At 59.6% G+C, this 22,053-nt stretch carries 18 protein-coding genes and 1 pseudogene; 7 read left to right on the forward strand and 12 right to left on the reverse strand.

All coding sequences use genetic code 11. The annotated features are described in order from the left end of the window. Positions 1-7: 7 nt before the first annotated feature. Together ACK83U_RS21005 and ACK83U_RS21010 are read left to right on the forward strand one after the other, a co-directional pair. Positions 8-229: a hypothetical protein gene (locus tag ACK83U_RS21005; protein WP_112608443.1), complete on the forward strand. Its 222-nt coding sequence runs from the start codon at positions 8-10 to the stop codon at positions 227-229. 879 nt (positions 230-1,108) lie between these two features. Next, positions 1,109-3,448: a HAMP domain-containing methyl-accepting chemotaxis protein gene (locus ACK83U_RS21010; RefSeq protein WP_112608447.1), complete on the forward strand. Its 2,340-nt coding sequence runs from the start codon at positions 1,109-1,111 to the stop codon at positions 3,446-3,448. 116 nt (positions 3,449-3,564) lie between these two features. Here the strand turns inward: ACK83U_RS21010 and ACK83U_RS21015 are convergent, their stop codons facing one another. The 3 genes from ACK83U_RS21015 to ACK83U_RS21025 are packed head-to-tail and all read right to left on the reverse strand — an operon-like array spanning position 3,565 to position 5,733. Then, the gene (locus ACK83U_RS21015; protein WP_412474991.1) at positions 3,565-4,164 is read right to left on the reverse strand and encodes an NADPH-dependent F420 reductase; all 600 of its coding nucleotides are present in this window, start codon (positions 4,162-4,164) and stop codon (positions 3,565-3,567) included. A 31-nt stretch (positions 4,165-4,195) separates the two neighbouring features. After that, complete coding sequence (locus ACK83U_RS21020; RefSeq protein WP_112608451.1) at positions 4,196-4,948, reverse strand: glucose 1-dehydrogenase; 753 nt, start codon at positions 4,946-4,948, stop codon at positions 4,196-4,198. Between the two features lie 50 nt (positions 4,949-4,998). Next, positions 4,999-5,733, reverse strand: a complete 735-nt coding sequence (locus ACK83U_RS21025) for an SDR family oxidoreductase (RefSeq protein WP_112608453.1) — start codon at positions 5,731-5,733, stop codon at positions 4,999-5,001. A 140-nt stretch (positions 5,734-5,873) separates the two neighbouring features. On the opposite strand from ACK83U_RS21025, the gene ACK83U_RS21030 reads away from it, so the two are divergent. Continuing rightward, on the forward strand, positions 5,874-6,452 hold the full coding sequence (locus ACK83U_RS21030; RefSeq protein ID WP_112608455.1) for a TetR/AcrR family transcriptional regulator: 579 nt from the start codon (positions 5,874-5,876) through the stop codon (positions 6,450-6,452). Between the two features lie 190 nt (positions 6,453-6,642). Here the strand turns inward: ACK83U_RS21030 and ACK83U_RS21035 are convergent, their stop codons facing one another. After that, a complete protein-coding gene (locus ACK83U_RS21035) occupies positions 6,643-7,335 on the reverse strand; it encodes a TetR/AcrR family transcriptional regulator C-terminal domain-containing protein (protein ID WP_112608457.1) in 693 nt (230 codons plus the stop codon). Positions 7,336-7,528: 193 nt separating this feature from the next. Between ACK83U_RS21035 and ACK83U_RS21040 the strand changes: the two genes are divergently transcribed. Beyond that, a complete protein-coding gene (locus tag ACK83U_RS21040) occupies positions 7,529-8,752 on the forward strand; it encodes a multidrug effflux MFS transporter (protein ID WP_112608459.1) in 1,224 nt (407 codons plus the stop codon). A gap of 118 nt (positions 8,753-8,870) precedes the next feature. Here the strand turns inward: ACK83U_RS21040 and ACK83U_RS21045 are convergent, their stop codons facing one another. After that, the gene (locus tag ACK83U_RS21045; protein ID WP_112608461.1) at positions 8,871-9,824 is read right to left on the reverse strand and encodes an aldo/keto reductase; all 954 of its coding nucleotides are present in this window, start codon (positions 9,822-9,824) and stop codon (positions 8,871-8,873) included. Positions 9,825-9,998: 174 nt separating this feature from the next. Here ACK83U_RS21045 and ACK83U_RS21050 point away from each other — a divergent pair. After that, positions 9,999-10,897, forward strand: a pseudogene (locus ACK83U_RS21050) (AraC family transcriptional regulator N-terminal domain-containing protein). 90 nt (positions 10,898-10,987) lie between these two features. On the opposite strand, the gene ACK83U_RS21055 reads toward ACK83U_RS21050, so the two are convergent. From ACK83U_RS21055 to ACK83U_RS21080, 6 genes are all read right to left on the reverse strand, one after another. Further along, a complete protein-coding gene (locus tag ACK83U_RS21055; RefSeq protein ID WP_112608463.1) occupies positions 10,988-12,238 on the reverse strand; it encodes an MGH1-like glycoside hydrolase domain-containing protein in 1,251 nt (416 codons plus the stop codon). 31 nt (positions 12,239-12,269) lie between these two features. Then, a complete protein-coding gene (locus tag ACK83U_RS21060) occupies positions 12,270-13,328 on the reverse strand; it encodes an ABC transporter ATP-binding protein (protein WP_112608465.1) in 1,059 nt (352 codons plus the stop codon). A 13-nt stretch (positions 13,329-13,341) separates the two neighbouring features. Beyond that, positions 13,342-14,196, reverse strand: a complete 855-nt coding sequence (locus ACK83U_RS21065; protein WP_112336125.1) for a carbohydrate ABC transporter permease — start codon at positions 14,194-14,196, stop codon at positions 13,342-13,344. 2 nt (positions 14,197-14,198) lie between these two features. Beyond that, complete coding sequence (locus ACK83U_RS21070) at positions 14,199-15,050, reverse strand: carbohydrate ABC transporter permease (RefSeq protein ID WP_112608467.1); 852 nt, start codon at positions 15,048-15,050, stop codon at positions 14,199-14,201. Positions 15,051-15,122: 72 nt separating this feature from the next. After that, positions 15,123-16,397: an ABC transporter substrate-binding protein gene (locus ACK83U_RS21075; protein ID WP_112415646.1), complete on the reverse strand. Its 1,275-nt coding sequence runs from the start codon at positions 16,395-16,397 to the stop codon at positions 15,123-15,125. Between the two features lie 22 nt (positions 16,398-16,419). Continuing rightward, on the reverse strand, positions 16,420-17,454 hold the full coding sequence (locus ACK83U_RS21080) for a substrate-binding domain-containing protein (protein WP_112608469.1): 1,035 nt from the start codon (positions 17,452-17,454) through the stop codon (positions 16,420-16,422). Positions 17,455-18,109: 655 nt separating this feature from the next. On the opposite strand from ACK83U_RS21080, the gene ACK83U_RS21085 reads away from it, so the two are divergent. After that, on the forward strand, positions 18,110-18,406 hold the full coding sequence (locus ACK83U_RS21085) for a PRC-barrel domain-containing protein (RefSeq protein WP_112608471.1): 297 nt from the start codon (positions 18,110-18,112) through the stop codon (positions 18,404-18,406). Positions 18,407-18,841: 435 nt separating this feature from the next. Here the strand turns inward: ACK83U_RS21085 and ACK83U_RS21090 are convergent, their stop codons facing one another. Beyond that, positions 18,842-20,521, reverse strand: coding sequence for an FAD-dependent oxidoreductase (locus tag ACK83U_RS21090; RefSeq protein ID WP_112608473.1), 1,680 nt, complete (start codon positions 20,519-20,521; stop codon positions 18,842-18,844). A gap of 396 nt (positions 20,522-20,917) precedes the next feature. Here ACK83U_RS21090 and ACK83U_RS21095 point away from each other — a divergent pair, with 396 nt between their 5' ends. Continuing rightward, a complete protein-coding gene (locus tag ACK83U_RS21095; protein ID WP_112608475.1) occupies positions 20,918-21,940 on the forward strand; it encodes a FecR domain-containing protein in 1,023 nt (340 codons plus the stop codon). The last annotated feature ends 113 nt before the right edge of the window (positions 21,941-22,053 follow it).

The raw sequence follows: 22,053 nt of genomic DNA on the forward strand, positions 1-22,053 counted from the left end.
TTTAAGAGTGATTGATTTTGAAAGTCATGAGCGTCATTGCGAGATCTTGGCGCTTGTCAAAATGATGCAGTATGCCGGTCAGATCGCCAGCGGGCTCGATACACCGCAGGCCGTGTTCCTGATAAAGGAGGCACAAGATGCTCTTCTTTCCGTCTTGAAGACCGAAAGAGCAGCGCTCTCAAATGCGCATCTGGGCGGGCTTGTCAGTGACACGCATGGTCACTGCTAGCAGGCTCTCGTCTTGCAGAAATTACCGATCAATACATTAACCGATGCCTGCTTGGTACTTGGAAACTTCAAGAGGTCTAGTTTGCTTGGAAGAATACCAGCCAGGGTGAGCCGGTCCGCGAAAAAAGTAAGCTCCGCTGATACAGGGGACATTGTTCTGGAATTTAAGGACCCTCATGGAAATATGAGGGTCGAATTCGTTCTGCTTGCAGCGATTATTGTTGCGTGGCTTACGATTGCCTGCACCATCTGCCTGTCGTTGAACTGGCTCTGATTTCTGGCTCGTGGCTTGCAGCGCGGCTGCGATTGTAGATCGAGGGAAACGTCTTAAGCGAAGACGGCATGTTCGCGCTCGTGTGTGACGCGGAAATTTCTGGTCCCTCGGTCCGGAGGAAGCGCAGACCATGATTTCGTCCCCGGATCCGGGCGACAGACATATGTCTATTCGCCAAGTAAGTTCAGCCCAAAGCTCTTGCCGATAGACTACGCGGTTTGCGCCTCAGCGATTTTCGTCCGCAGGCTCATGGCTGCAGTACGCAGTTCGCGATACCGGCTTGAGGTGACGTCGTGGCACGGTCCTGCATGGAGCCGAAGCGTTGCAAATGTCGCTTTGCCTTGAAGCGTTTCACGATTCATTCTCGCCGCCGGATTGGTTGATGCGAAACAGCCCATATATTTTTAGGGGCATTAATCCTGTTTCAACAAAGCTGGGCTAATTATTCCTTTGATTGGGCAGGGCATGATGCGCCTGTGATCGGGCGGCGCCTCGATGGCTCACGGACTGCTTTTCTTTTAGAAAATTTCACCTCAAGAGCTCCAGAAGTACGTGTTTTGGCGAAGCGGGTTAGCGTTACGGCACCCCGAACGTAGGTGAGCAATTATGATTTTTTCTCTTCGCAATATACTTCTTGGGATTTTCCTTTTTCTCAGCATCGCCCTATGCGTGCTAACGGGATCTTCGACGCTTGATGCCTATCGCGATGCAGGCAAGTATGCCGACGTCTCGAAGTTCACGATGCTGGATCGCGCGCTCTTCCAAACACTTGCGAATTTTCGCAACGAGCGAGGTGACGGGTCGTCGCTCGCCAAACTTGAGCTTGGCGCGCAAGATGCAACGCTTACCTTGTTGAAAACGGACAGGGGCATCGTCGATAAATATATGGCTGATGCAAAATCGGTCTTTGCAAACATCGACGACACGACGCTCAAAGCTCCGATTGCCGATGTCATGAATGCCTATGACCGCGTGGTCGCATTCCGCTCAAAGCTCGACAACGAAGTCTCTAAGAAGCTTGCTGATCGTGACCCGACATTGCAGGCCACGACGCTGGACCTCGGTCAGCAGTTCTTGACCGCGTTGGAGACAGGTTCGACCGCCATTGAAAACCGGATTCGCGCGAGCGATCCTTCAGTGACGGCCCTCATTCAGATCCGTGCGCTGACATGGTACACGCGCGCGACTGCTGGTGCTGCAAACTTGTTGTACGTCAATACACTCGCCTCTGGAGAGGCGATGAAGCCTGAGGACGTCAGCAAGATCCAACAATTCGATTACGCCGCCAACTTCACCTGGGGGCAGATCGGCACTCTGGTCAATCATCCGTCGACACCACAGGTCGTCAAAGACGCCTATAAAATCAGCAGCACGACCTTTTTCAGCGGTGACTTTGCAGCAAAACACAATGCATTGCTTGCGAAGTTCGCAGCCGGTGAGAAGAAAGCCATGTCTCTCGACGACTGGCGTCCGGTCGGCAATGCCGCCCTTCTGACGATCACGAACACCGCCGCGGCAGCAGCAGATGGCATGGTCGCCAATGCAGCCGTCAGGCAGAGCGATGCATTCGTCAGTTTCATCGCCTACGGGCTCACTTTCCTTGTTGCCGTCGCTCTGAGCATTACGGGCATCTGCGTCATCATCTATCGCGTCACCAAGCCCGTCGGGGTGCTAACGCATTCCATGACCGAACTCGCCCAAGGCAACCTCTCGGTCTCAATCGGTGGCGTCGAACGGCGCGATGAGATCGGCGCCATGGCCCGTTCCGTACAGATTTTCCAACAGGCAGCCTTGCGCAACAAGGCGCTGGAAGCCGAAGCTGCCGAGGCACGCATTACATCGGAGAATGAACGCGTCGAAGTCCAGCGCCGTGCCGAGGCAGAGGCAGAAGAGAGGCTGCTGCAGGCAACGGGTTCGCTTGCGACGGGACTTCGTCATTTGGCATCAGGCAACCTGCGCTGTGAGATCGAAACGCCGCTGGCTGCGCAGTTCGAAGCTCTGCGTCACGACTTCAATTCATCGGTCAGCCAGCTGCGCGCTGCCATGTCCCAGGTCGGCCAGGCCGCGTCGCTGGTAAACAGCGGCAGCTACGAGATCTCGCAGGCTTCCGACAATCTTTCCAAGCGAACGGAGCAGCAGGCCGCCTCGCTGGAAGAGACCGCAGCAGCGCTCGAAGAGGTAACGGCCAACGTTCAGTCAACCTCCAAACGAGCTGGCGATGCACGTGACCTGGTACGTGGTGCCCGATCACGGGCAGAAAACTCCAGCCAGGTCGTCGGCAATGCCGTCAGCGCCATGGGAAGAATTGAACATTCGTCCAAGCAGATCAGCCAGATCATCAGCGTGATCGACGAGATCGCCTTCCAGACCAACCTGCTTGCGCTTAACGCCGGCGTCGAGGCGGCGCGTGCGGGCGAAGCCGGTAAAGGCTTTGCCGTTGTCGCCCAGGAAGTCCGGGAGCTGGCCCAGCGTTCGGCCAATGCCGCCAAAGAGATCAAGGCCCTGATCGGCAACTCCGAAGTCGCAGTCAGCGAAGGCGTGAAGCTCGTCAACGACACCGGCGAGGGTCTCTCAGCTATCGCCGACCTGGTCCTGCAGATCAATCAGCACATGGATGCGATTGCAACCGCCGCTCAGGAGCAGTCCATGGGTCTTTCCGAGATCAACAGTGCCGTCAATCATATGGACCAGGCGACACAGCAGAATGCCGCCATGGTCGAAGAGATGAACGCGGCCGGCGCAGGTTTGGCCGAAGAGAGCAAGCGTCTTGGCGAGCTTCTGAGCGCATTCCGCACAGGCGAAGCCGAGCGCATGGAGCCACAGGCGAGGCCCGTGGCCCGGCCTGCCTCCGCCCCGACAACAGGCCGGCTTGCTGCGCGCGCCGCTCCCGCTACGCAGGGCAATGCTGCGCTTAAACATCTCCAGCAAGAGTGGTCGGAGTTCTGATTGGTCTGATGTGAAGACGGATGCCGCAATTCTACCGCGGCTCATGAAGCGAAGATTGGCCCGGACACTTTGCGCGGGCCATTTTCGTTAAGCCAATTCGGCGTCTCGTGGCCGCATCACTCGAACTTGACTAAGTCCTTAAAGATCAGTTGCCCCCAGCTCTTTCCGCGCGCGTGCACAAGCAGTCCACCCTCCGAAAGTCCGCCGAGCTGGATGGGCGCGAAACCGAGCCTTTCCGCAAGCGCGCCAATCTCGTCTGCCGCAGCGACGTCGTCGCTCGCCAGGAACACGACCCTCCTGCCGCCATGGACCGCCGGATCCTGGTCAAGAACGGCGGCAACCAGGTGGTTGAAGCCCTTGACCAACCTTGCGCCAGAGAAAGCCTGCCCGACGACCTTGGAAGAAGGCTGTCCTCCCAGTTGCTCAGGGGACACGCCGTAGGCATTGGTCACATCGACGATCGTCTTCCCCTGCCAGGTGGGGAGCGCCTTCGCGACATCTGGATGCTGTTCGAAGCGGACTGCCAAGAAGATGATGTCCGCCTTGACGGCTTCCGCTAATGTTTTTGCAATGACCTTAGGCCCGATCGCGGCCGCATCAGCTGCAAAGCTCTCCGGGTCCCGCGTGGTTGCAACAGATACTTCGATGCCCTTGCGAGCAAAGGCCTTGGCCAGCGCTCGGCCGATATTGCCGAAGCCGATGATTGCGTAGCTCATAATGCTTTTCCTATCCTGTGTTGACGTTGGCTCAGACCTGCGCCCAACCGCCATCGACGGCGAGATCTATACCGGTGATGTAGGAGCTTTCATCGGAGGCGAGGAAGGTGAGGGCGGCTGCGATTTCCTCTGGCTTGCCCCTGCGACCCATTGGGATCTGCGACGCAAACTGGGCGACTGCCTCCTCGGCTTGCTCTGCGGTGAGGCCGGTCGTTGTCGCCAAGGCGGGAGTCTCGATCGCGCCAGGGCTCATCGTATTGACGCGGATATTGCGATCCTTCAGCTCCAGGGTCCAGGACCGCGAGAAGCTGCGAACAGCCGCCTTACTTGCTGCGTAGGCGCTGAACGCTGGCAGCCCCATCACGTTCGAGACCGAAGAGTTCAGGATAATCGATCCGCCGTCCTTGAAGAGAGGAAGGGCCTTCTGCACCGTAAAAAACAGCCCCTTAACATTCACATCAAAGGTCTGGTCAAAATGAGCCTCAGTAGCTGCCGCGAGTGGTGCGACAGTGCCTGCGCCCGCGTTTGCGAAGAGAATATCGATATGACCATGTTTCTCTTTCACGGTGGCGTAGAGCCGGTCCAGATCTTCCAAGCGCGAGACGTCGCCCACGACCGTCGTCACGTTTTTCCCGATAAGGGCGGCGGCCTCTTGTAAGGCTTTCTCGCGTCGCCCGATAATCACGACCTGCGCACCTTCCTCCACGAAACGCTTGGCTGTGGCCAAGCCGATCCCGCTGCTTCCGCCTGTGATGACTGCGATTTTACCTTCGAGTGCTTTCATAATCTTTTGTCCTTCGTTGTGTGTAAGTTAGGCACGGAACCGCGCCGGGGTCAGAGTTGAGCGAGGCCGCCGTCGGCGGCGACCTCGCTGGCGGTCATGAAGCTGCTGTCCGAGGAAGCGAGAAAGGCAGCCACCGCTCCGATCTCAGCCGGATCGGCCATGCGCTGGAGTGGTGTCATCGCGCCGTAGGCCTTCTGGCCCTCCTCCCCAAGCGCTTCCTTGGCAAGTTCGGTCGCCGTCGCGCCGGGCGACAGCACGTTTATGCGGATACCGGTGCCCTTCAGGTCCTCGGCCCAGGTCCGCGCGAGATTGCGCACCGCTGCCTTGCTCGCGCTGTAGGCGCTGAATGCGGGGGCGCCCGTGGTGCCGGCGCTCGATCCGGTCAGGATGATCGAACCGCCGTCGCTCATCAGCGGTAGCGCCTTCTGGACCGTGAAGATCGTGCCCTTCACATTGGTGTCGAAGGTTTCGTCGATATGCTCGGCGGTGATCTGGCCGAGAGGAAGCGGGCTTCCTGTTCCAGCATTGGCGAACACGATGTCGAGGGTTCCGCGCTCGGCCTTCACCGCCGCATAGAGCCGGTCGAGATCGGCTTCATCGGAAACCGAGCCCTTCACCGCGCGGGCGTTGGGCCCAAGCTCGGCCACAGCCGCATCGAGTGCTTGCTGCCGACGGCCATAAATGAAGACGAAGGCACCCTCTTCGATAAAGCGCCTTGCGGCGGCAAGGCCGATACCGGTGGCGCCGCCAGTGATCACGGCAGTCTTACCCTCAAGCTTTCCCATGACTTTTCCTTTGTCGCGTCGGAGAGCGCCTGTTGCCATCTGCGCAGACGGACGCTACCTCAATGGATCATTGATCCGCTTCGTAAAACGGATCGCCGATCCACATATATGGATCACTGATCCGTTTAGCAAGGTAGTCCATGCGAGCCGACGCAGAAAAAAATCGCAGCCAAATTCTCGCCGTCGCGCGTGACGTTGTCGCCGAGCATGGTGTGGACGCGTCGATGCGTGACATTGCCCGCCGGGCCGGCGTCGGGTTGGCCACGCTGCTCCGTCATTTCCCGACGCGAGAGGCGTTGTTCGAAGCGCTGCTGTGTACTCATCTGGACGCACTGACGCGGAGCGTAGCCGAACTCGAACGGTCGACTTCGGCCGACGAAGCACTTCTCTCCTGGTTTCGAAAATTGGTGGAATTCACCCAAAGCTCTAGGGGCGTTGTCGCCATGATGGCGGCCGCCCACACAAACCCCGACTCCGCTCTTTATGCTTCGTGCGCAGCGGTGCACTCGGCAGGCGCGCGACTATTGCTTCGTGCTCAGGACGAGGGAACAGCGCGCGCCGATATGAATGGGGACGACCTGTTCGCTCTGATAACGGCTCTCGGCTGGGCGGCCGACCAACCCTCATTCGCGCCACGGGCGGACCATCTCGTCCACCTTATTACAAGCGCCATCCTGACAAGTCGGCCTGGCGATGATGGCAAGAAGGGAATGACTTAAATTAGATCGGTATCCGAGGGCAGCAATGCGTCCCCATTCGGCCGAAAAGCCCGCAATGGCTCTTTCCCAAAAGCCGACGTTACCATGTTAACCGTCGGCGGTATCAATGCGCCGATATTGAGGAAACTCGAGCGGACGGCTTTTGCAACAACAGCGTCGCCGGTCTATTCCCTTCAAGAGCCTTCGAAAACTACTCGGCGTTAGTCACAGGAGCGGAGCCAACACCCGGTGCTTGGCGCTTGGCGAATGCGCGCAAAAAGGTCTTCGTTGCCTCTCTTGCCATACGGTCGACTTCTTCCTCTGGAGTTTGACGGCCGATCTGTTGGTTGATCCGCAGATCTGTTGCGAGCAGCGCCATATACTGGCGCGCGGCAAGTGCCGGATCCTCTATGTCGAGATGACCAGCGAGCGCGAGCTGCGCCAGGCGAGCCGCGATGGCGGGGTATTTCTTGCCCGGTCCGTATTCCTTCCAGGTCTCGAACAATTCGGGAAATCTGCCGCCCTCGGTCTCGACGAGCTTGCGTAGCCAGCGGCCATTCGGATCGCAGACCGCCTTGCGCAGGAGCCGCGCTGAGAATTCCGTCAGCTCCGTTTCCAGATCGATAGGTGCCACGGGAAATGTGTCCAACACCCGAAAGAAGTCGGCGCTCGACTTCTCGGTGATCTCCGCAACCACAACCTTGAACAGATTATCCTTATCGCCGAGTTGATTGTACACCGTCTGACGGGACACGCCGGCTCGTGCTGCGATGGCATCGATGCTCGCCGCTGCAAACCCGTCCTCGGCAAAAACGTCTGCGGCCGCGTTGAGGATTGCCTGCCGTTTGCTGGTGGCGGGCGGACTCTCTGTCTCAAAAGAAACCGCTGTGGGCGAAGTTTTCATGACATCACCATATAGGACTTGACCAATTGGACAATACTGTCCAAAATATTTTACAGGAATGACGGGCCATGCGTTGGAACCATCTCCATCTTTCCGCTGTCCCATCTATAATCGTCCACTCAATCCCCGTCACATGCTTTTTGTATGAGACTTTGTTTCGTCCGGGGAATGGTGTGCGGGAAAGGTTTCTTCCGTGCAGAGCAAGGATTCCGTTTCATCCCTCGGGGCCGCCGGCTCCCACCATGCCATCGTCCTTGGCATTCTTTCAGCCGTGGGCCTCTTTGCCCTCGACATGTATTTACCTGCGTTGCCGACGATCAGCCTGGATCTTCGCGCCGACACCCATGCAGTTCAGGCAAGCCTGATCTCCTTCTTCGCCGCCATGGCCGTGTCGCAGATCGTCTATGGTCCATTGTCGGACATGTTTGGCCGCAAGCGGCCTCTGTATGTCGGTCTGGTGCTCTATATCATCGGCGCGATCGGTTGCGCGCTTTCGACCGATATTGGCTGGCTGGTCGCCTTCCGTTTCATTCAGGGCACAGGCGCCTGTGCCGGCGTCGTGATTGCCCGCGCCATCGTGCGCGACCTGCATACGGGGGCGGCCGCCGCGCAACTGATGTCGCGGCTTATGCTGGTCTTCAGTATCTCACCGATTCTGGCTCCGCTCGCGGGCAGCATCGTGACAATGTTCGGAAACTGGCGACTGATCTTTTGGGTCATGGTCTTCGCCGGCGTTGTCGGCTTCGTCGCGGGCCGCTTTTTCCTCGAGGAAACCCGGCCGGTTGCGGCTCGCAGTGAAAGCAGCCTCGGCGGGGCATTGAAGGCCTATGGAACACTCCTTAAGGACCCGTACTATCTCGGTCTGGTGCTGATGGCCTCCTTCGGCATGTCGAGCTACATGATCTATGTCGCCAACTCCTCCTTCGTACTCATCGGCCATTATGGGCTCTCTCCGAGCTTTTACAGCATGGTGTTTTCGGTGAATGCCGTTGGCTTCATCGGCATGTCGCAGATGAACGGCTGGCTTGCCCGCCGGATCGGTCTGCGCAAGGTGATCCGCGGTGCGGTTTCTGGTTATGCGCTGACGATGTTGGCGCTGGCTGTCGTGATGGCCGGTGGCGTCGACCGCCTCGACATTATGGCGGCCTTCCTGTTTGCGGGTTACGCTTTCCTTGGAATGATCGTGCCGAATGCTGCGGTACTGGCGCTTGAACACCATGGCCGCATCGCTGGCACGGCCTCGGCGATGATGGGGACGGTCCAGTTCATGACATCGGCGCTGGTGGTTGGCATCGGCGGTATGTTTATGGACGGTACGGCGAGACCGATGGTGGTCGTCATCGCTATCTGCTCGGCCATCGTGCTTCTCCTTTCGATCGCAGTGCTGAAGAGCAGGCATGTGGTGGCAGCTGAATAGATCTTGCTGCCATCGATTGCAGCGGCCTATGTAGGCCGCTCGCACCAAGGCTTCTTCAGCGCGAGCGAAGTGCGCCTTCGGAACGGCTCCGAGATCTTAGGATCGCGGAACTACGAGCCTACATCTCTTTTTCCCACCAGCCGCGGGTGTCCACGTCAGTGGCACCTGCAAGAGCCTCCAGCTCCGCAATGTCGGCGTCGGTAAGGGTGATGCTGCCGGCTCGGACCAGACCATCGACATGATGGGGCTTGGTGACGCCGATGATCGGCGTCGTGCCCTTGGCGATGGCCCATGCCGTCGCGACATCGGGCGCTGCCGCATCGTGCTTCTCTCCGATCGATGCGAGCTTGTCCGTCAGCGCCTTCAGCTGAGGCAGCATGCCATTGTAAGCCTCCCCCCGTCTGCTTCCTTTAGGCAGCAGGTTCTCCGGACTGTACTTGCCGGTCAGGGCGCCCTGCTCAAGCACCATGTAGGCGAAGAACGGAATACCTCGGTTGCGGCAGTAATCCAGAATGCCAGCTTGCTCGGAGCTGCGGTAGAGGAGACTATAGTGGTTCTGAATGGCATCGACCTGGAATCCGGCTTCCCCGAGGATCTGGTTGGCGAGCTCGATTTCGCTCAGGTTGTGATTCGAAACACCGACATGTTTGACCTTTCCACTCTTCAGCAACGGTATCAGGCGCGGGGTCCACCGCGCCACATCGGCTGGATTGTGAATCCAGTAGACGTCGATGTAGTCGGTGCCGAGGCGCACCAGGCTTTGTTCCAGCATGTCCGCCACCGGATCATCACTGGTCCCTGCCGCTTGCGGGGTGAACTTCGTGGAGAGCTGGTAGTCGCTGCGAGCGTAGCGCTCCAGTATCTTCCCGAGCGTGGTCTCTGAACGGCCCATGCCGTATACCATGGCGGTATCCCACAGGGTAAAGCCGGCCGCATGCGCCTTTTCCGCGACCTCTTCGAGGCCAACCTGAGTGAGGCGGCTGCCAAAGTAGCCGTCGCCAGCCTCGCCGCTGTCGCCCCAGGCCCAGGTGCCTAGTACGACCTTGGGGGTCTTCAGATTATCGATTGTCATGTTTGCTCCATACTTGTTCTGCAGCCAGGTTCGCAGTGACTCAGGCGCTGCAGACACTATGATGGGTGGCGACGCTGAACCGTTAGCCCGATGCGCCGGGATTACTGCCCAATCCTCCAGAAACCGCGCCGATCCGCCTTGCCGCCCTCCTGCTCGCATGCGATGGTCCGCTTCATGGAAACATTGTCTGAAATCGCTGCGGTGATTGCCCGGCACGTCTCGAAGGATGGCTTCCACGCGACCCCCATCGAACGGGTGACGCTTGCTCGATCCTCCACGGTGACGATGCCGATGCCGAACGTATACCGGCCGCAACTGTGCCTTGTCGCACAAGGGCAAAAGGAGGTCACCCTGGGCGACCGCGTGTTCAGATATGCTCCGGGCCGCTATGGGATCGTGACCTACGATCTGCCGGTGACGGGCCAGGTGGTCGAGGCGACACCTGACAAGCCCTATCTCTGCCTGTTCCTCGATTTCGATCCAGTCATGCTGGGACAGCTGGCGTTGCACGTGTCGCCGCCACCGGGAGCGCCCGCTCGGCCCATAGGCAAGACGGTGTCCGACGCCGGCGCCAATCTGCTCGATGCGGTGCTGCGCCTGCTGCTTCTGCTCGACGATCCGGCAGCGTTGCCCGTACTCGGGCCGTTGACCGAGCAGGAAATTCTCTATCGGCTGCTCGCCGGCGCGGATGGCGCCAGGATGCGCCAGATCACCTCCAGCCAGGGGCGGGTTGCACAGGTCGCCGCGCCATCGCGTGGATCGGGCAGAACTTCCGGGAACGGTTCAGCATCGAGCAGCTTGCTGCGGAAGTCGGCATGAGCCCGTCGAGCCTGCACGAGCATTTTCGCGCCGTGACGGCGATGACGCCGTTGCAATTCCAGAAGCAGCTAAGGCTCCAGGACGCGCGTAGCCTGATGCTGGTCCAGGACCTCGACGCCACGACCGCCGCCTTCCGCGTGGGTTACGAAAGCCCGTCGCAGTTCACTCGCGAATATCGCCGCCACTTTGGAGAACCGCCGGCGCGCGACATAGCCCGCTTGCGGGCTTCGCCAAGTCTGCCTGTGGTAGCTTGACTTCAGCTTACCGGCGAGTGTCTCTGCTTCTACTGCCTTGATTTGCTTGCACAATCTAAGATTTATGCGTAGCGCGACCGGCACCTAAATTTATGATGCGACGAGCCACATATAAGCTGCAGCCGTCCAGGAGAAGCCAAGGCCGCCGCAGCCCTCTCCGGTGACCGGGTCGAAATATTCGGCAAAACCCTCCGCCTCGATCGCCGTGATGGTCGACTTGCGAAGCTTCTCGGCATCGTCGACCCGGCCGTTGCGCTTCAGGCCGTCGATCAGCAGCCAGTTGATGATCGCCCAGGCCGGGCCGCGCCAGTAGCGTTTCGGCTCCCAGCTGGCGACGCCGGGCTTTACTGTCGGGAAGGCGACTTTCATCCCCTTGGACCATGCCTTCATTTCATCGACGAGAGCGCCGACGACCGCCTGGTCGAGATCGAGCGACAGAAGCGGGATGAAGCCCGCCTGTGTCGGAGCCTCGATATCCCAGCCCGAAACGAGATCGCGGGATACGAAACGTGACAGATCGGGTCGCCACTGGGCGACGATCGCGTTACGAGTTTTTTCATTGAGCGCGGCGATTTCGGACGCGTCTTCCATGCGGCCGAATTCGTGGGCGAGCGCTTCGAGGTCTTCGCCGGCCTTGAGCAGGATCGCGGTGGTCTGGATCTCGGCGACCTTGAAGGGGGCCTTCGCCCACTGTCTGGCCGGCTCCCAGTCGCAGGCGGCATAGGTATCAACCAGGTGGATGAAGCGCTGATAGTCCTCGTTGCGGGGGCGCATCAAAGCGTTCACATGGCCGGTATCCTTGCGCACGACCGGCGTGTCGGTAGTGGTGGGAACGCGCGCGAGCGCGAGGTCCCATGCGGGAGAATTGTCGCTGCCGCTTTCCCAGGGATGAAGCAGGGCAACGAGGCCGGTCCCCTCAGGGTCGCGAGCCGCATACCACCAGCGATGCCATTTCAGGGCCGCCTCATAGAGCGGCAGGGTGCGGGTCTTGTCGCCGGTGGCTTCGTGCAGCTTGCGGAGCGCGATGGCAAAAACGGGTGGCTGGGTGATGCCGGAGGTCGGGATCGTATGGCGAGTGCGCCAGACGCTCGGGCCTGGAAAATAGGTATCACTCGGCTGGTGGAAGACGATATGCGGGATCATGCCGTCCGCCCACTGGCCCTCGATCAGCCGCTCCAGTTCGCGATAGGCGCGGTCCGTATCATAGAGCGCGAAGCCCATGGCGACGAAGGCGGAATCCCAGTTCCATTGGAAGGGATAGAGCCGGTCCGTCGGAACCGTATAGCCGCCGCGGTCGTTGGCGACGAGAATACGCTTGGCTTGATCGATATGCAGGTTCATGTAGGTACTCCGGTATCGGGGAGGGACGCCCCTAGGCCATCACGGCCGGAAAGGATTTGCCGCTTTCGGGCGAAAGCCAGGTGATGCGCTTGCGATCGAGCTTCAGGCCGATCGTATCGCCGCTCCCAACGGTTTCGGAGGCAGGCAGAATGACGCGGACGGGCTGATCGTGGATCGAGCCGGTCAGGAGCAGGTGCGAGCCCATCGGTTCGGCGACCCGCACTTTCATTTCGAGGCCCTCGGGCAGGCCCGCAAGCTCGACCGCCTCGCCGCGCAGGCCGAGGATGATCTCCTTGCCGGCTTCCTGCGGTGCATTCAGTTGCTCGATACCGGCAGAGACCTGGCCGTTCAGGACGGGTACCTTGATGAAGTTCATCGGCGGATTGCCGATGAACCCGCCGACGAAGCGCGTTGCGGGATGATTGTAGACATCGACCGGCGAGCCGACCTGCTCGACGATCCCTCCGTGCATGACGGCGATGCGGTCGGAAAGGCCCATCGCCTCCGTCTGGTCATGCGTGACGTAGATCGTCGTCGTGCCGGCGGATTGCAGCACCGTCTTGAGTTCGGTACGCATTTCGAGGCGAAGCAGCGCATCGAGGTTGGACAGCGGTTCGTCCATGAGGAGTACCTTGGGCTCGACGGCAAGCGCGCGGGCAACAGCGACGCGCTGGCGCTGGCCGCCCGAAAGCTTGTTCGGATAACGATCGAGATACTGTTCGATATGCAGCAGGCCGGCGGCCTTTTCGACCTGCGCCTTGATGCGCGCCTCATCTGCCTTCTGCATGCGCAGCCCGAAGGCAACGTTTTCGTAGACCGTCATATGCGGGAAGATCGCGTAGTTTTGGAAGACCATCGCGAGCCCGCGATCCTTGGGAGCGAGCCCGAGGACCGACTTGTCGCCGATGCGGACATCGCCGCCGGATGCGGTTTCGAGACCGGCGATGATGCGCAGGAGCGTGGTCTTGCCGCAGCCGGATGGGCCGAGAAGCGAGACGAATTCACCGTCGTTGATCGTCAGCGAGACCTCTTTCAGGGCCTGGAATGCCCCGAAACTCTTGCGGACACGGTCGATGACAATATTGGCCATGGAATTGGTCCCGTTATTTGGAGGAAATGCCCCAGATCGCGAAAAGGTAGCGCCTGACCGCGAAGATGAAGACAACCGAGGGAAGGATGAGCATCAGGCCGCCGGCGAAGCGATAATGCATCGGGCTTTCGGAAAGCACCGTCAGCAGATAGGCCGTCAGCGTGCGGTTGCGCACCGTCAGCACCGAGGCGGCGAAGACTTCGTTCCACGAGATGACGAACGCAAAGACGGCCGTCGCGACGATGCCCGGCAAGGCGAGCGGCGCAACGACCTTGAAAAAGGCCTGGATGCGGGTGCAGCCGAAAACCCATGCGGCTTCTTCCAGCTCTTTCGGGACGCCAAGGAAAATGCCCTGGGTCACTAGAGCCGCGAAGGGGAGCGCCAGGACCGTATGGATCAGGCCGACGCCGACAATCGTATCGTAAAGGCCGAGCCGGATGAAGGAGACGGTGAGCGGCAGCGCCAGGATCGCCAGCGGGAAGGCACGCGTCAGCAGGACCAGCAGCCGGTAGCTGTCCTTGCCCGGAAAATTGTAGCGGGCGAGCGCGTAGCCCGCGGGCGCCCCGAGCAGGATGGAGAGGGCTACCGTGATGCCTGCGGCGCCCAGCGAATTGAGGAAGGAGCGGACGACCCCTTCCGTCTGCAGGAAGAGGATGAAGGGTTCGAGCGAGATGCCGGTCGGCAGGCCGGTCTTCGGCCAGATGTAGACGCCCTGTCGCCCGCCGAGTGCGCCTAGCGCCACGAGATAGATCGGCACCAGAACCCAGGCGCAAAGCGCGGTGATACCGCTCCAGAGCAACCAGCGGCGCGATGAAACGAAGCTTGCGGGATTGGCGGTGGCGGCTGCTTCGGAACTAATGGCTTGCATGTTCATGGCAGACGCTCCGGATCGACCTTGAAGGCCTTGAGATAGACGAGGGTTGCGGCGAGCGAGATAACCATGATCAGAACCGCATAGGCGGCCGCGACGCTGTAATTCTGGTTCTGGTTCTGCCAGTTGTAGGCTTCGCCCACGAGAACCGGAAAATTACGGCCGCCCAGCGCATATACGACCGCGAAGACCTCGAAGGCGAGCACGGTGCGCAGGATGAGGGCCGATTGCAGCGCCGGGCGGATCAGCGGCAGCGTTATTTTCCAGAAGCGCGTCCAGGGACCGGCCCCGAAGATTTCGGCGGCTTCCTTGAACTCCTTCGGCACCTGGTTGAGGCCGGCGACGATGATGACCATGACGATCGCCGTGCCGCGCCAGATCTCCGCCACCGCGATGGCGATGAAAAGCGCAACCGGCGTCTGGTAGGAGAGCCAACTCGCCTGGCGGCTGATCACGCCGAGGCTGAAGAGCAGCGAGTTGAAATAACCGGTATTCTGAAGGATCGACAGCCAGACGAGGCCGGCGGCAAGATCCGAAATGCCGAGCGGGATCGTCCAAATCCACAGAATCGTCTCCCGCCCGCGGCCGATCTTGGCGACCATCGTGCCCATGGCGAGCGCGATGGCGATCTGGACAGGTACGACCACGATCGTCAGCAGGAACGTGTTGCGCACCGATTGCATGAAATTGATGTCCGTCGCCATGCGCTGCATGTTTGCAAGCGACGGTGCGCCATCATCCGAGACCGCCAGCCAGATCGTCTGCACCAGCGGCACGATGAAAAGCAGGCCGAGGAAAACGACGGATGGCAGGATCAGCAGATAGGGGATCCAGGGTCGGTTTTGGGTCATGGGCTCCCGCCTCGAAAAGCAGGGTTGCAGAAAGAATGTCCGGGCATTCGCGCCCAGGCACTCCAGGGAGGATTATTGAACCGGGCAGGCGCCGTCGCTCTTGGCATCCGGTGCCCAGCAGGGAGCCTTGGTATCGGTCATCAGCTTGGCCATAACGGCGCCCTGCTTGGCCAGCACGTCGCCGACGGGTTGGTTTTGCAGCACGATCAGCTGGAAGCTGTCCATATAGACCTTGTTGAACTCGCCGCCTTTGTCGCCGAGGCCGACTGGAAGAAGCGAGATCACGGCATCCTTGGCCGCCTGGGTCTTGGTGACGGCACCGGCGAGAAGTGCGACGCCCTTGTCGAGATCCGGCGGCAGCTGGACGTTCAGCGTCGGGAAGAAGCCGACCTTGGACGCGGTGAGCAGCTGGATCTTCTGGGTCGTCAGTGTCTCGATGATCTTCATCGCGCCCGCCGCATCCGGGGCACCCTTCGGGATCGAAAGGCCCGCGAGAACGGGCATGTATCCGCGGCCCTTGGGGCCGGCCGGAGACGGGAATACGACATAGTCGTCCGGCGAGGCGGAAATGGCATTCTTCAGTCGGGCGACATGGTCCCAGGCGACCATGACTTCACCCGCGGCCAGCGGCTCCTGCATGAAGTCGTAATTGGTCGAGTTGGGATTTACATAGGCCCAGAGGGCTTTGAGTTTCTCCCAGCCTGCAGCGGCATCGGCGTTCTTGAAGGTGCGCACTACGCCGCCGGTGAAGGACGGGTAGAAATAACCCTGGAAGTAACGTGCCATCAGGCCCTTGGGACCGGCCGGGAAGCCGATCTGCGGCTGGCCCGTCGCCTGCTGCATGTTCTTGCCCCACTCGATCAGCTGATCGTAGGTGATGGCGTTGATATCGGCGCCCTTCGGCAGGTATTGCAGGGCTTCCTTCTTGGCGGCCATGACATAGGTTGCCTGCATCCACGGAATGTATTGCTGGGTGGATTTGCCGAGCTTGCCGAGATCGAGGAGCGATTGCGGCATGCCGCCGCCGGCGAGCTTCTTAGCGAGGTCATCAAGCGGTTCGAGCTGATCCTTGTCGGCAAGTGGCGAAAGCTCACCGTGCAGCGCGCCGACCAGGCTGACGGTGTGCTTACCGGCCTTGGCCTCTGCTTCCATGCGTACGGCGAACTGCGGCGGTTCTTCGACCACATAATCCACCTTGCCGGCATCCTTCAGCAGATCCTGCCGCACGACGGTCGCCTCTTCGATCGGGCGAAGCTGGGTGGATACGAAAACCGTCTGGGCAAGCACCGGCGAAGCAAAGGCCAGCACAGTGGAAGCCAGAATTCCGAATGACGTGATGCGTTTCATATTCTCTCCTCCTTCATTGTTTTTATCTGTGATGCACTGTGTCGGATAATGCCGCCTTCATCGGACGGCGATGGCTGTCGCGATCGATGAATTCGATCGCGTGAAGCTCCTGCAGTTCCTCCGCAGGCTCGCCGGCGATTGCCCGCAACAGCAGCGAGGCGAAGCTCGCGCCGAGGTTTTCGCCGGTCATGCGCATGGTCGAGAGGGAAGGGCTGGTGAAAGCGCCCGTCGGCAGGTCGTCGTGACCGACAATGCTGATCGCTTCGCCGCCGTCGATCTCGCGTAGCGCTCTGAGCGCTCCGATCGCCATTTCGTCCGTGGAGCAGACGAGCGCGGTGGGACGCGAAGGCTGCCGGAGCAATTCCAGTGCGGCGAGATAACCGCCCTGTTCCGTCGGCGCGCCTTCGGCGCAGAGATCGGCATCCAGACCTGCCTCGTCCATCGCGGCCTTCCAGCCCGTGCAGCGCACATGCGCGAAGTAATAGTCCTGCGGCCCGGCAATATGGCCGATGCGGCGGTGGCCGGCGGCCTGAAAACGGGCCGTTGCCGCGTGGAAGCCGGCAAAACCGTCGCCGTCGATATAGGGATGCGGCACGAGGCTTTCGGTGCGTCCGTTGGTGACGAAGGGGATGCCGCGCGACTGGAGAAATTCGACGCGTTCGTCCTGCCGCCTAGTGCGCACGAGAAGCATGGCGTCGACGCGGCGACCATCGACGAAACGACGGCAGATGTCGAGTTCGCTTTCACCGCGTGGCACAGGCGCGATGACCAGATTGAGGCCGGCACTCGCAAGATGCTCAGCACAGCTGGAGAGCATGTCGAGGAAATGCGGCGGACCGATATGGCCGGGGTCGCTCGGCAGCGTGATGGCAACCAGTTCGGCACGTTGCTTTCTCAGTCTGCGCGCCGATGCGTTGGGGCGATAGCCGACTATGTCTGCAGCCTCTCTCACACGCTTCCGGGTTGCTGCAGAGACGTCGTCGTAACCGTCGAGTGCACGGGAAACCGTTGTGATCGACAGTCCGAGCGACTGCGCGAGTTGCTTGAGATTTGCCAAGATCGTCCTCCCGAATGGCACGAAGGATTCTCCAAAACGTTTTGGTAGTCAAGTCAAAACGTTTTGGATATCCTTCATGCACGGCCGCTATGATCATTCGAGAGTTAGGAGCTGCCCGATACATCCGCCGTTGGGAAAAGGAACGGCGCAGGCACCTGGTGTCGCATGAGCAGGCGTCTGAAACGCCTTGGCGCAATCGGCTTCGCCCGGGCGCAATATCGGCAATCCGGGCATATGCCCTAGGATGGTCCGCAAGCAGACGCAGCCAACAGCCTTCCTCGCCGAATACCACGCTCTGCATCTTGATGCCCGGACCGGGCGACATTTCGATTTTGGTCGCATGCCAGCCCATAGCGGCGTCACTACTAGTGATCTCTTAACCACGCAAAGTGAGCAAGGCCCCGATTAAATGGCAGACGCCAAGTGTTTCCAGGGGAGTTTGGCCGACACGCTGGCAGACGTCGATCATAGGGATTGACTTCCGAACCGCGCCCTCCGGAACAAAGCTTTCGCATGGCCGTTCGTTCTTTTGATGAACGGAAAAGGAAAGGCCAAGCCCCAGTGGCAATCAATCCAGGTAGACGGACATAAGGGAATGCAAGGCCAATCACATCGCTAATCGACGCTACACCCGAAGCTAAAGGAGGAATAACTCATGGATCATAGCAACCACATACGACTGACCGAAGAGGAACTCACGCAGGCTAATCTGGAAGGCGCATCGATCTATGGTACTGATGATCACAAGGTTGGCACGGTTGACCACGTGCATGGAGCCGGCATCAGCAGCAGCGTCGTGATCGATGTTGGCGGTTTCCTTGGTATCGGCGCAAAGCCGGTGTCCGTTCGAGTGACCGATCTCGATTTCATGCGCGACGAAAGCGGCGAGGTCCATGGGGTGACTTCCTGGACAAAGGACCAGCTGAAGGCAATGCCCGAACATCGCGATTAGGCACTAGAAAGGAGCTTTCGCATGTGCGACGGGCTCCCGCTTCTAACCGAGATGTCCATACGTGAGAGGTATCGAAGCCCACTGTTGTGGACGCCGGACTGGTTTCGGCGCCCTTGATTACCGTCGACGACACCGGTGCCGACCGTATCAGGCGCAACGCCTAAGCCGTATCCATCATTTGGTAGATCCCATCTGCGGAGCTTGCAGAAAGTTGCGCGTCCCCTTGGGTTGGCGAGACCAGAAAGGTTCCAAGCCGTGTCGGGAAATACTTAGAACGGTTCAGCTTTTCGCGGAATCCCTGAACCGCTCTATCTCCTTTCGCGCAATTCCGGACGGAAAACTGCTACGCACTTTTCCTGGAACTCCAGGCATGCAGTCAAGCGTGAAAAAGGTAGAGATGCCGACAATAGCCAGCCGGTGATGACCCGTGGTCGGCTAGTGGCTATTTTGACCTCCGACATTGCGCGCCAGAAAGGAATGGATCTGAGCGATGACGGCCGCACCCTCACCGACGGCGGCGGCGACCCGCTTGGTGGAGCCGGCGCGTACGTCTCCGACGGCAAAAATGCCAGGGCAACTCGTCTCCAGCGGCAGTCGCTCGCCATCACTGATGAGCTCTCCTGTGAGAACGAAGCCCTTTCCATCAGTCGCGACACAGCCATCGAGCCAGCCGGTATAGGGATCGGCGCCGATAAACAGAAAGAGGTGGCGCGAGGCACATTCCTCTGTCTCTCCGGTTCGAACATTACGGAAGGTGGCACCGGTCAGACCTGTCTCTCGATTACCATGCAAGTCCGTAATCTCGATACCCACATGGAGTTCGACATTAGGCAATGCCGCTATCCGGTCGATCAGATATTGGGACATGGTTTGCTCGAGCGGCCGCCGGACCACGAGGTGCAGGCGGCTTACCTGCGGTGCGAGGTAAGCAACGGCTTGGCCGGCTGAGTTTCCGCCGCCGACCAGAGTGATTTCCTCTCCGGCGCAAAGGCGAGCCTCAATCGGGGATGCCCAGTAGGAGACGCCGGCCCCCTCCAGTTCTTCGACATTGGCAATATCGGGCCGCCGGTAGCGCGCTCCTGACGCGATCACGATGGAACGCGCCTGTGCAGTATATCCGTTGCTAAGTTCAAGGGAGAATGGAGCCGCCGAATCGGTTCCATGACAGCAAAGCTTTCCGACGGTCAGCGGGATCGCAAGCTCGGCACCGAATTTCGTCGCCTGATTAAAGGCCCGACCTGCAAGAGCCTGTCCCGAGATACCGGTCGGAAAGCCAAGATAATTTTCGATCCGGGCGGATGCGCCCGCCTGGCCGCCGAAGGCCCGCGAATCGACAACGAGAACAGACAATCCCTCAGATGCCCCATAAACGGCAGTGGCCAGCCCAGCCGGTCCGGCTCCGACAACTGCGACGTCATAGACATTCTTCGGATCGAGATCCGGCATAATGCCGAGACAAGACGCCGCATCCGCGTCGCTCGGATTTCTGAGCAGCGTTCCGTTTGGGCAGATCATCAATGGCAGATCTTCCGGTGCGATGCCGAGCCGCTCCACCAGCTCGCGCCCCTCGACCTCGCATGCTGCGATAAGGGCGTGGGGATAGCCGTTCCGGGTGAGAAATCCCGATAATCTCACAATATCGGGAGCATCCCGGCGTCCAACCAGAACCGACCCCGCACCTCCGATCCGCCCTTCTTCGATCAGCGCAACGCGACGGAGTATAAAGGCGCGCATGATTGCTTCACCCACGTCCGCCGACCCGATCACCAGTGCACGCAGATGCGGCGCATCGAAAGGTATAGCCAATACGCCCTTATCGCCCGCGACGACCGATGCGAGGGTTGCGTGACCAGACAATTGATTGGTCTCGCCGGTGAACTGGCCGGGACCGTAGGTGCCGATCACAGATGATCTCCCAGTCGCGCCACGCTGAATTGCATCAGCAGAGCCTTCTAGAACTAGCCAGGCAGGGACGTTGCGAGTGCCGATCTCGTAGAGTACATCGCCTGGGCCGAAATGATGCGGCTCACCGCTCGCGAAGCGTCGCGCCGCACCGATTTGAAGAGCTGAAAGCGTTGGGTATGCTTGCTCCCACCGAGCATCGCTGATCGCCATGATGTGAACTCCGTATCGGCCTATACTTGTATGACAACATCCGGAACAGTTCGCCAGTCTACATTGCGCGCGACCAAAGCCAACTCTTTCGAGGGCCTCTGCCAGCCGATATTCATACACGTTGTTCAAGGAGCCTGCCTCAAACTCTTCGAGCTCAGCAGCCTTGAATAGGCACCTCTTTTTTGCTATCCGCAAGAGATGCCGCCGGGCATATTATTGTAATTACTGTATAAATTTCATTCCAGAATATATATGAAAACATATTCAGCGGAATACACGCATATTTTGGCGAATTTTAATTCGACCGTCTAAAGATATACATATTTTTGATTATGAATTACGATTTGTATTTATTAAAATATTATGATAATATATAAATAATATTGGGAGGGTGCGGTGTTTTGTTTGCGTCACGCCGTGACCGTTGTGTTGAGCGCCATGCTGCTCGCACCATTGTCTTCGCAAGCCGCCGAGAAGGTCGGCCAGGCGGTGCTGATTAAAACCGAAGTTACGGGTGCTGGTGGTCCGCTCGCAGTCGACGATCCCGTTCATCGGGACGAGCAAATTCGCACCTCGATTTCGGGCCTCGGCCAGTTCACATTTCGGGACGGCACGAGACTGGCTGTCGGAGCCGGATCGTCCGTTACCATCGACAAGTTCGTGTTCGATGACTCGGGCGCAGTGAAAAAGCTGACCATAAATGCAGCAAAGGGCAGCTTTCGCTGGATGAGCGGAAATTCGAACCACTCAGCCTATCAGATCGTGACGCCCGCCGGAACGATCGGCGTGCGTGGAACCGCGTTTGATTTTTATGTCGGGGCGAACGGCACGACGGCGGTTGTGCTGTTGAACGGCGCTGCGCAATTCTGCGGCACTGGCGGCTGCAGGCAACTGAAACAGCAATGTGATTGTGTCGTTGCAAAGCGCAACGGTCAGATCAGCGAACCTCGCCGGGTCAATCGCGACGTCCTCAAAACGCTGGGCAATCAGCGGGCTCTGCCGTTTCTGTCTGGGAGCCAGCAACTTTCAGGGCGAATGGGTTTTGTCGGGGGCGGTGGTTGCGGTCTGTCGACGGCGATGAGGGGCCAGCCTAACGGGATCTCTCCGCGCAACGCTCCGGAGAATAATCCTGCACCGGCACCGCACGATACGCCGAGCGCACCCAGCCCCCAGGAATCGCCACACGCCGAGGCGCCTGCCGCACCACACGAAACTCCCAGCACGCCGGATGTCTCGAATCCGCCAAGTGCGCCCGACAAGTCAGGCAAACCGCACGAGCATGATGGCGACGAAGGCGAGCATCACGACCATCATGGCAGAGGCGATCACGGACGGGGTGATCATCAAGGAGACGACCAGGACAGCCAGGGCGATGGCGGCAACCATGGCGATCACGGTGGTGGGCATCACCAGCGATAGCGCCGTGAGTTGCGCAGGATGGCTTTCAAATTAGATAGAGCATTTCCGCTTTTCTTCGAATCGCGAAAACGCTCTATCTTCTTGTTTTTACGCAGTTCCGGACGCAAAACCGC

The organism is Rhizobium sp. WW22, assembly GCF_047041135.1.
GTDB lineage: Bacteria > Pseudomonadota > Alphaproteobacteria > Rhizobiales > Rhizobiaceae > Rhizobium.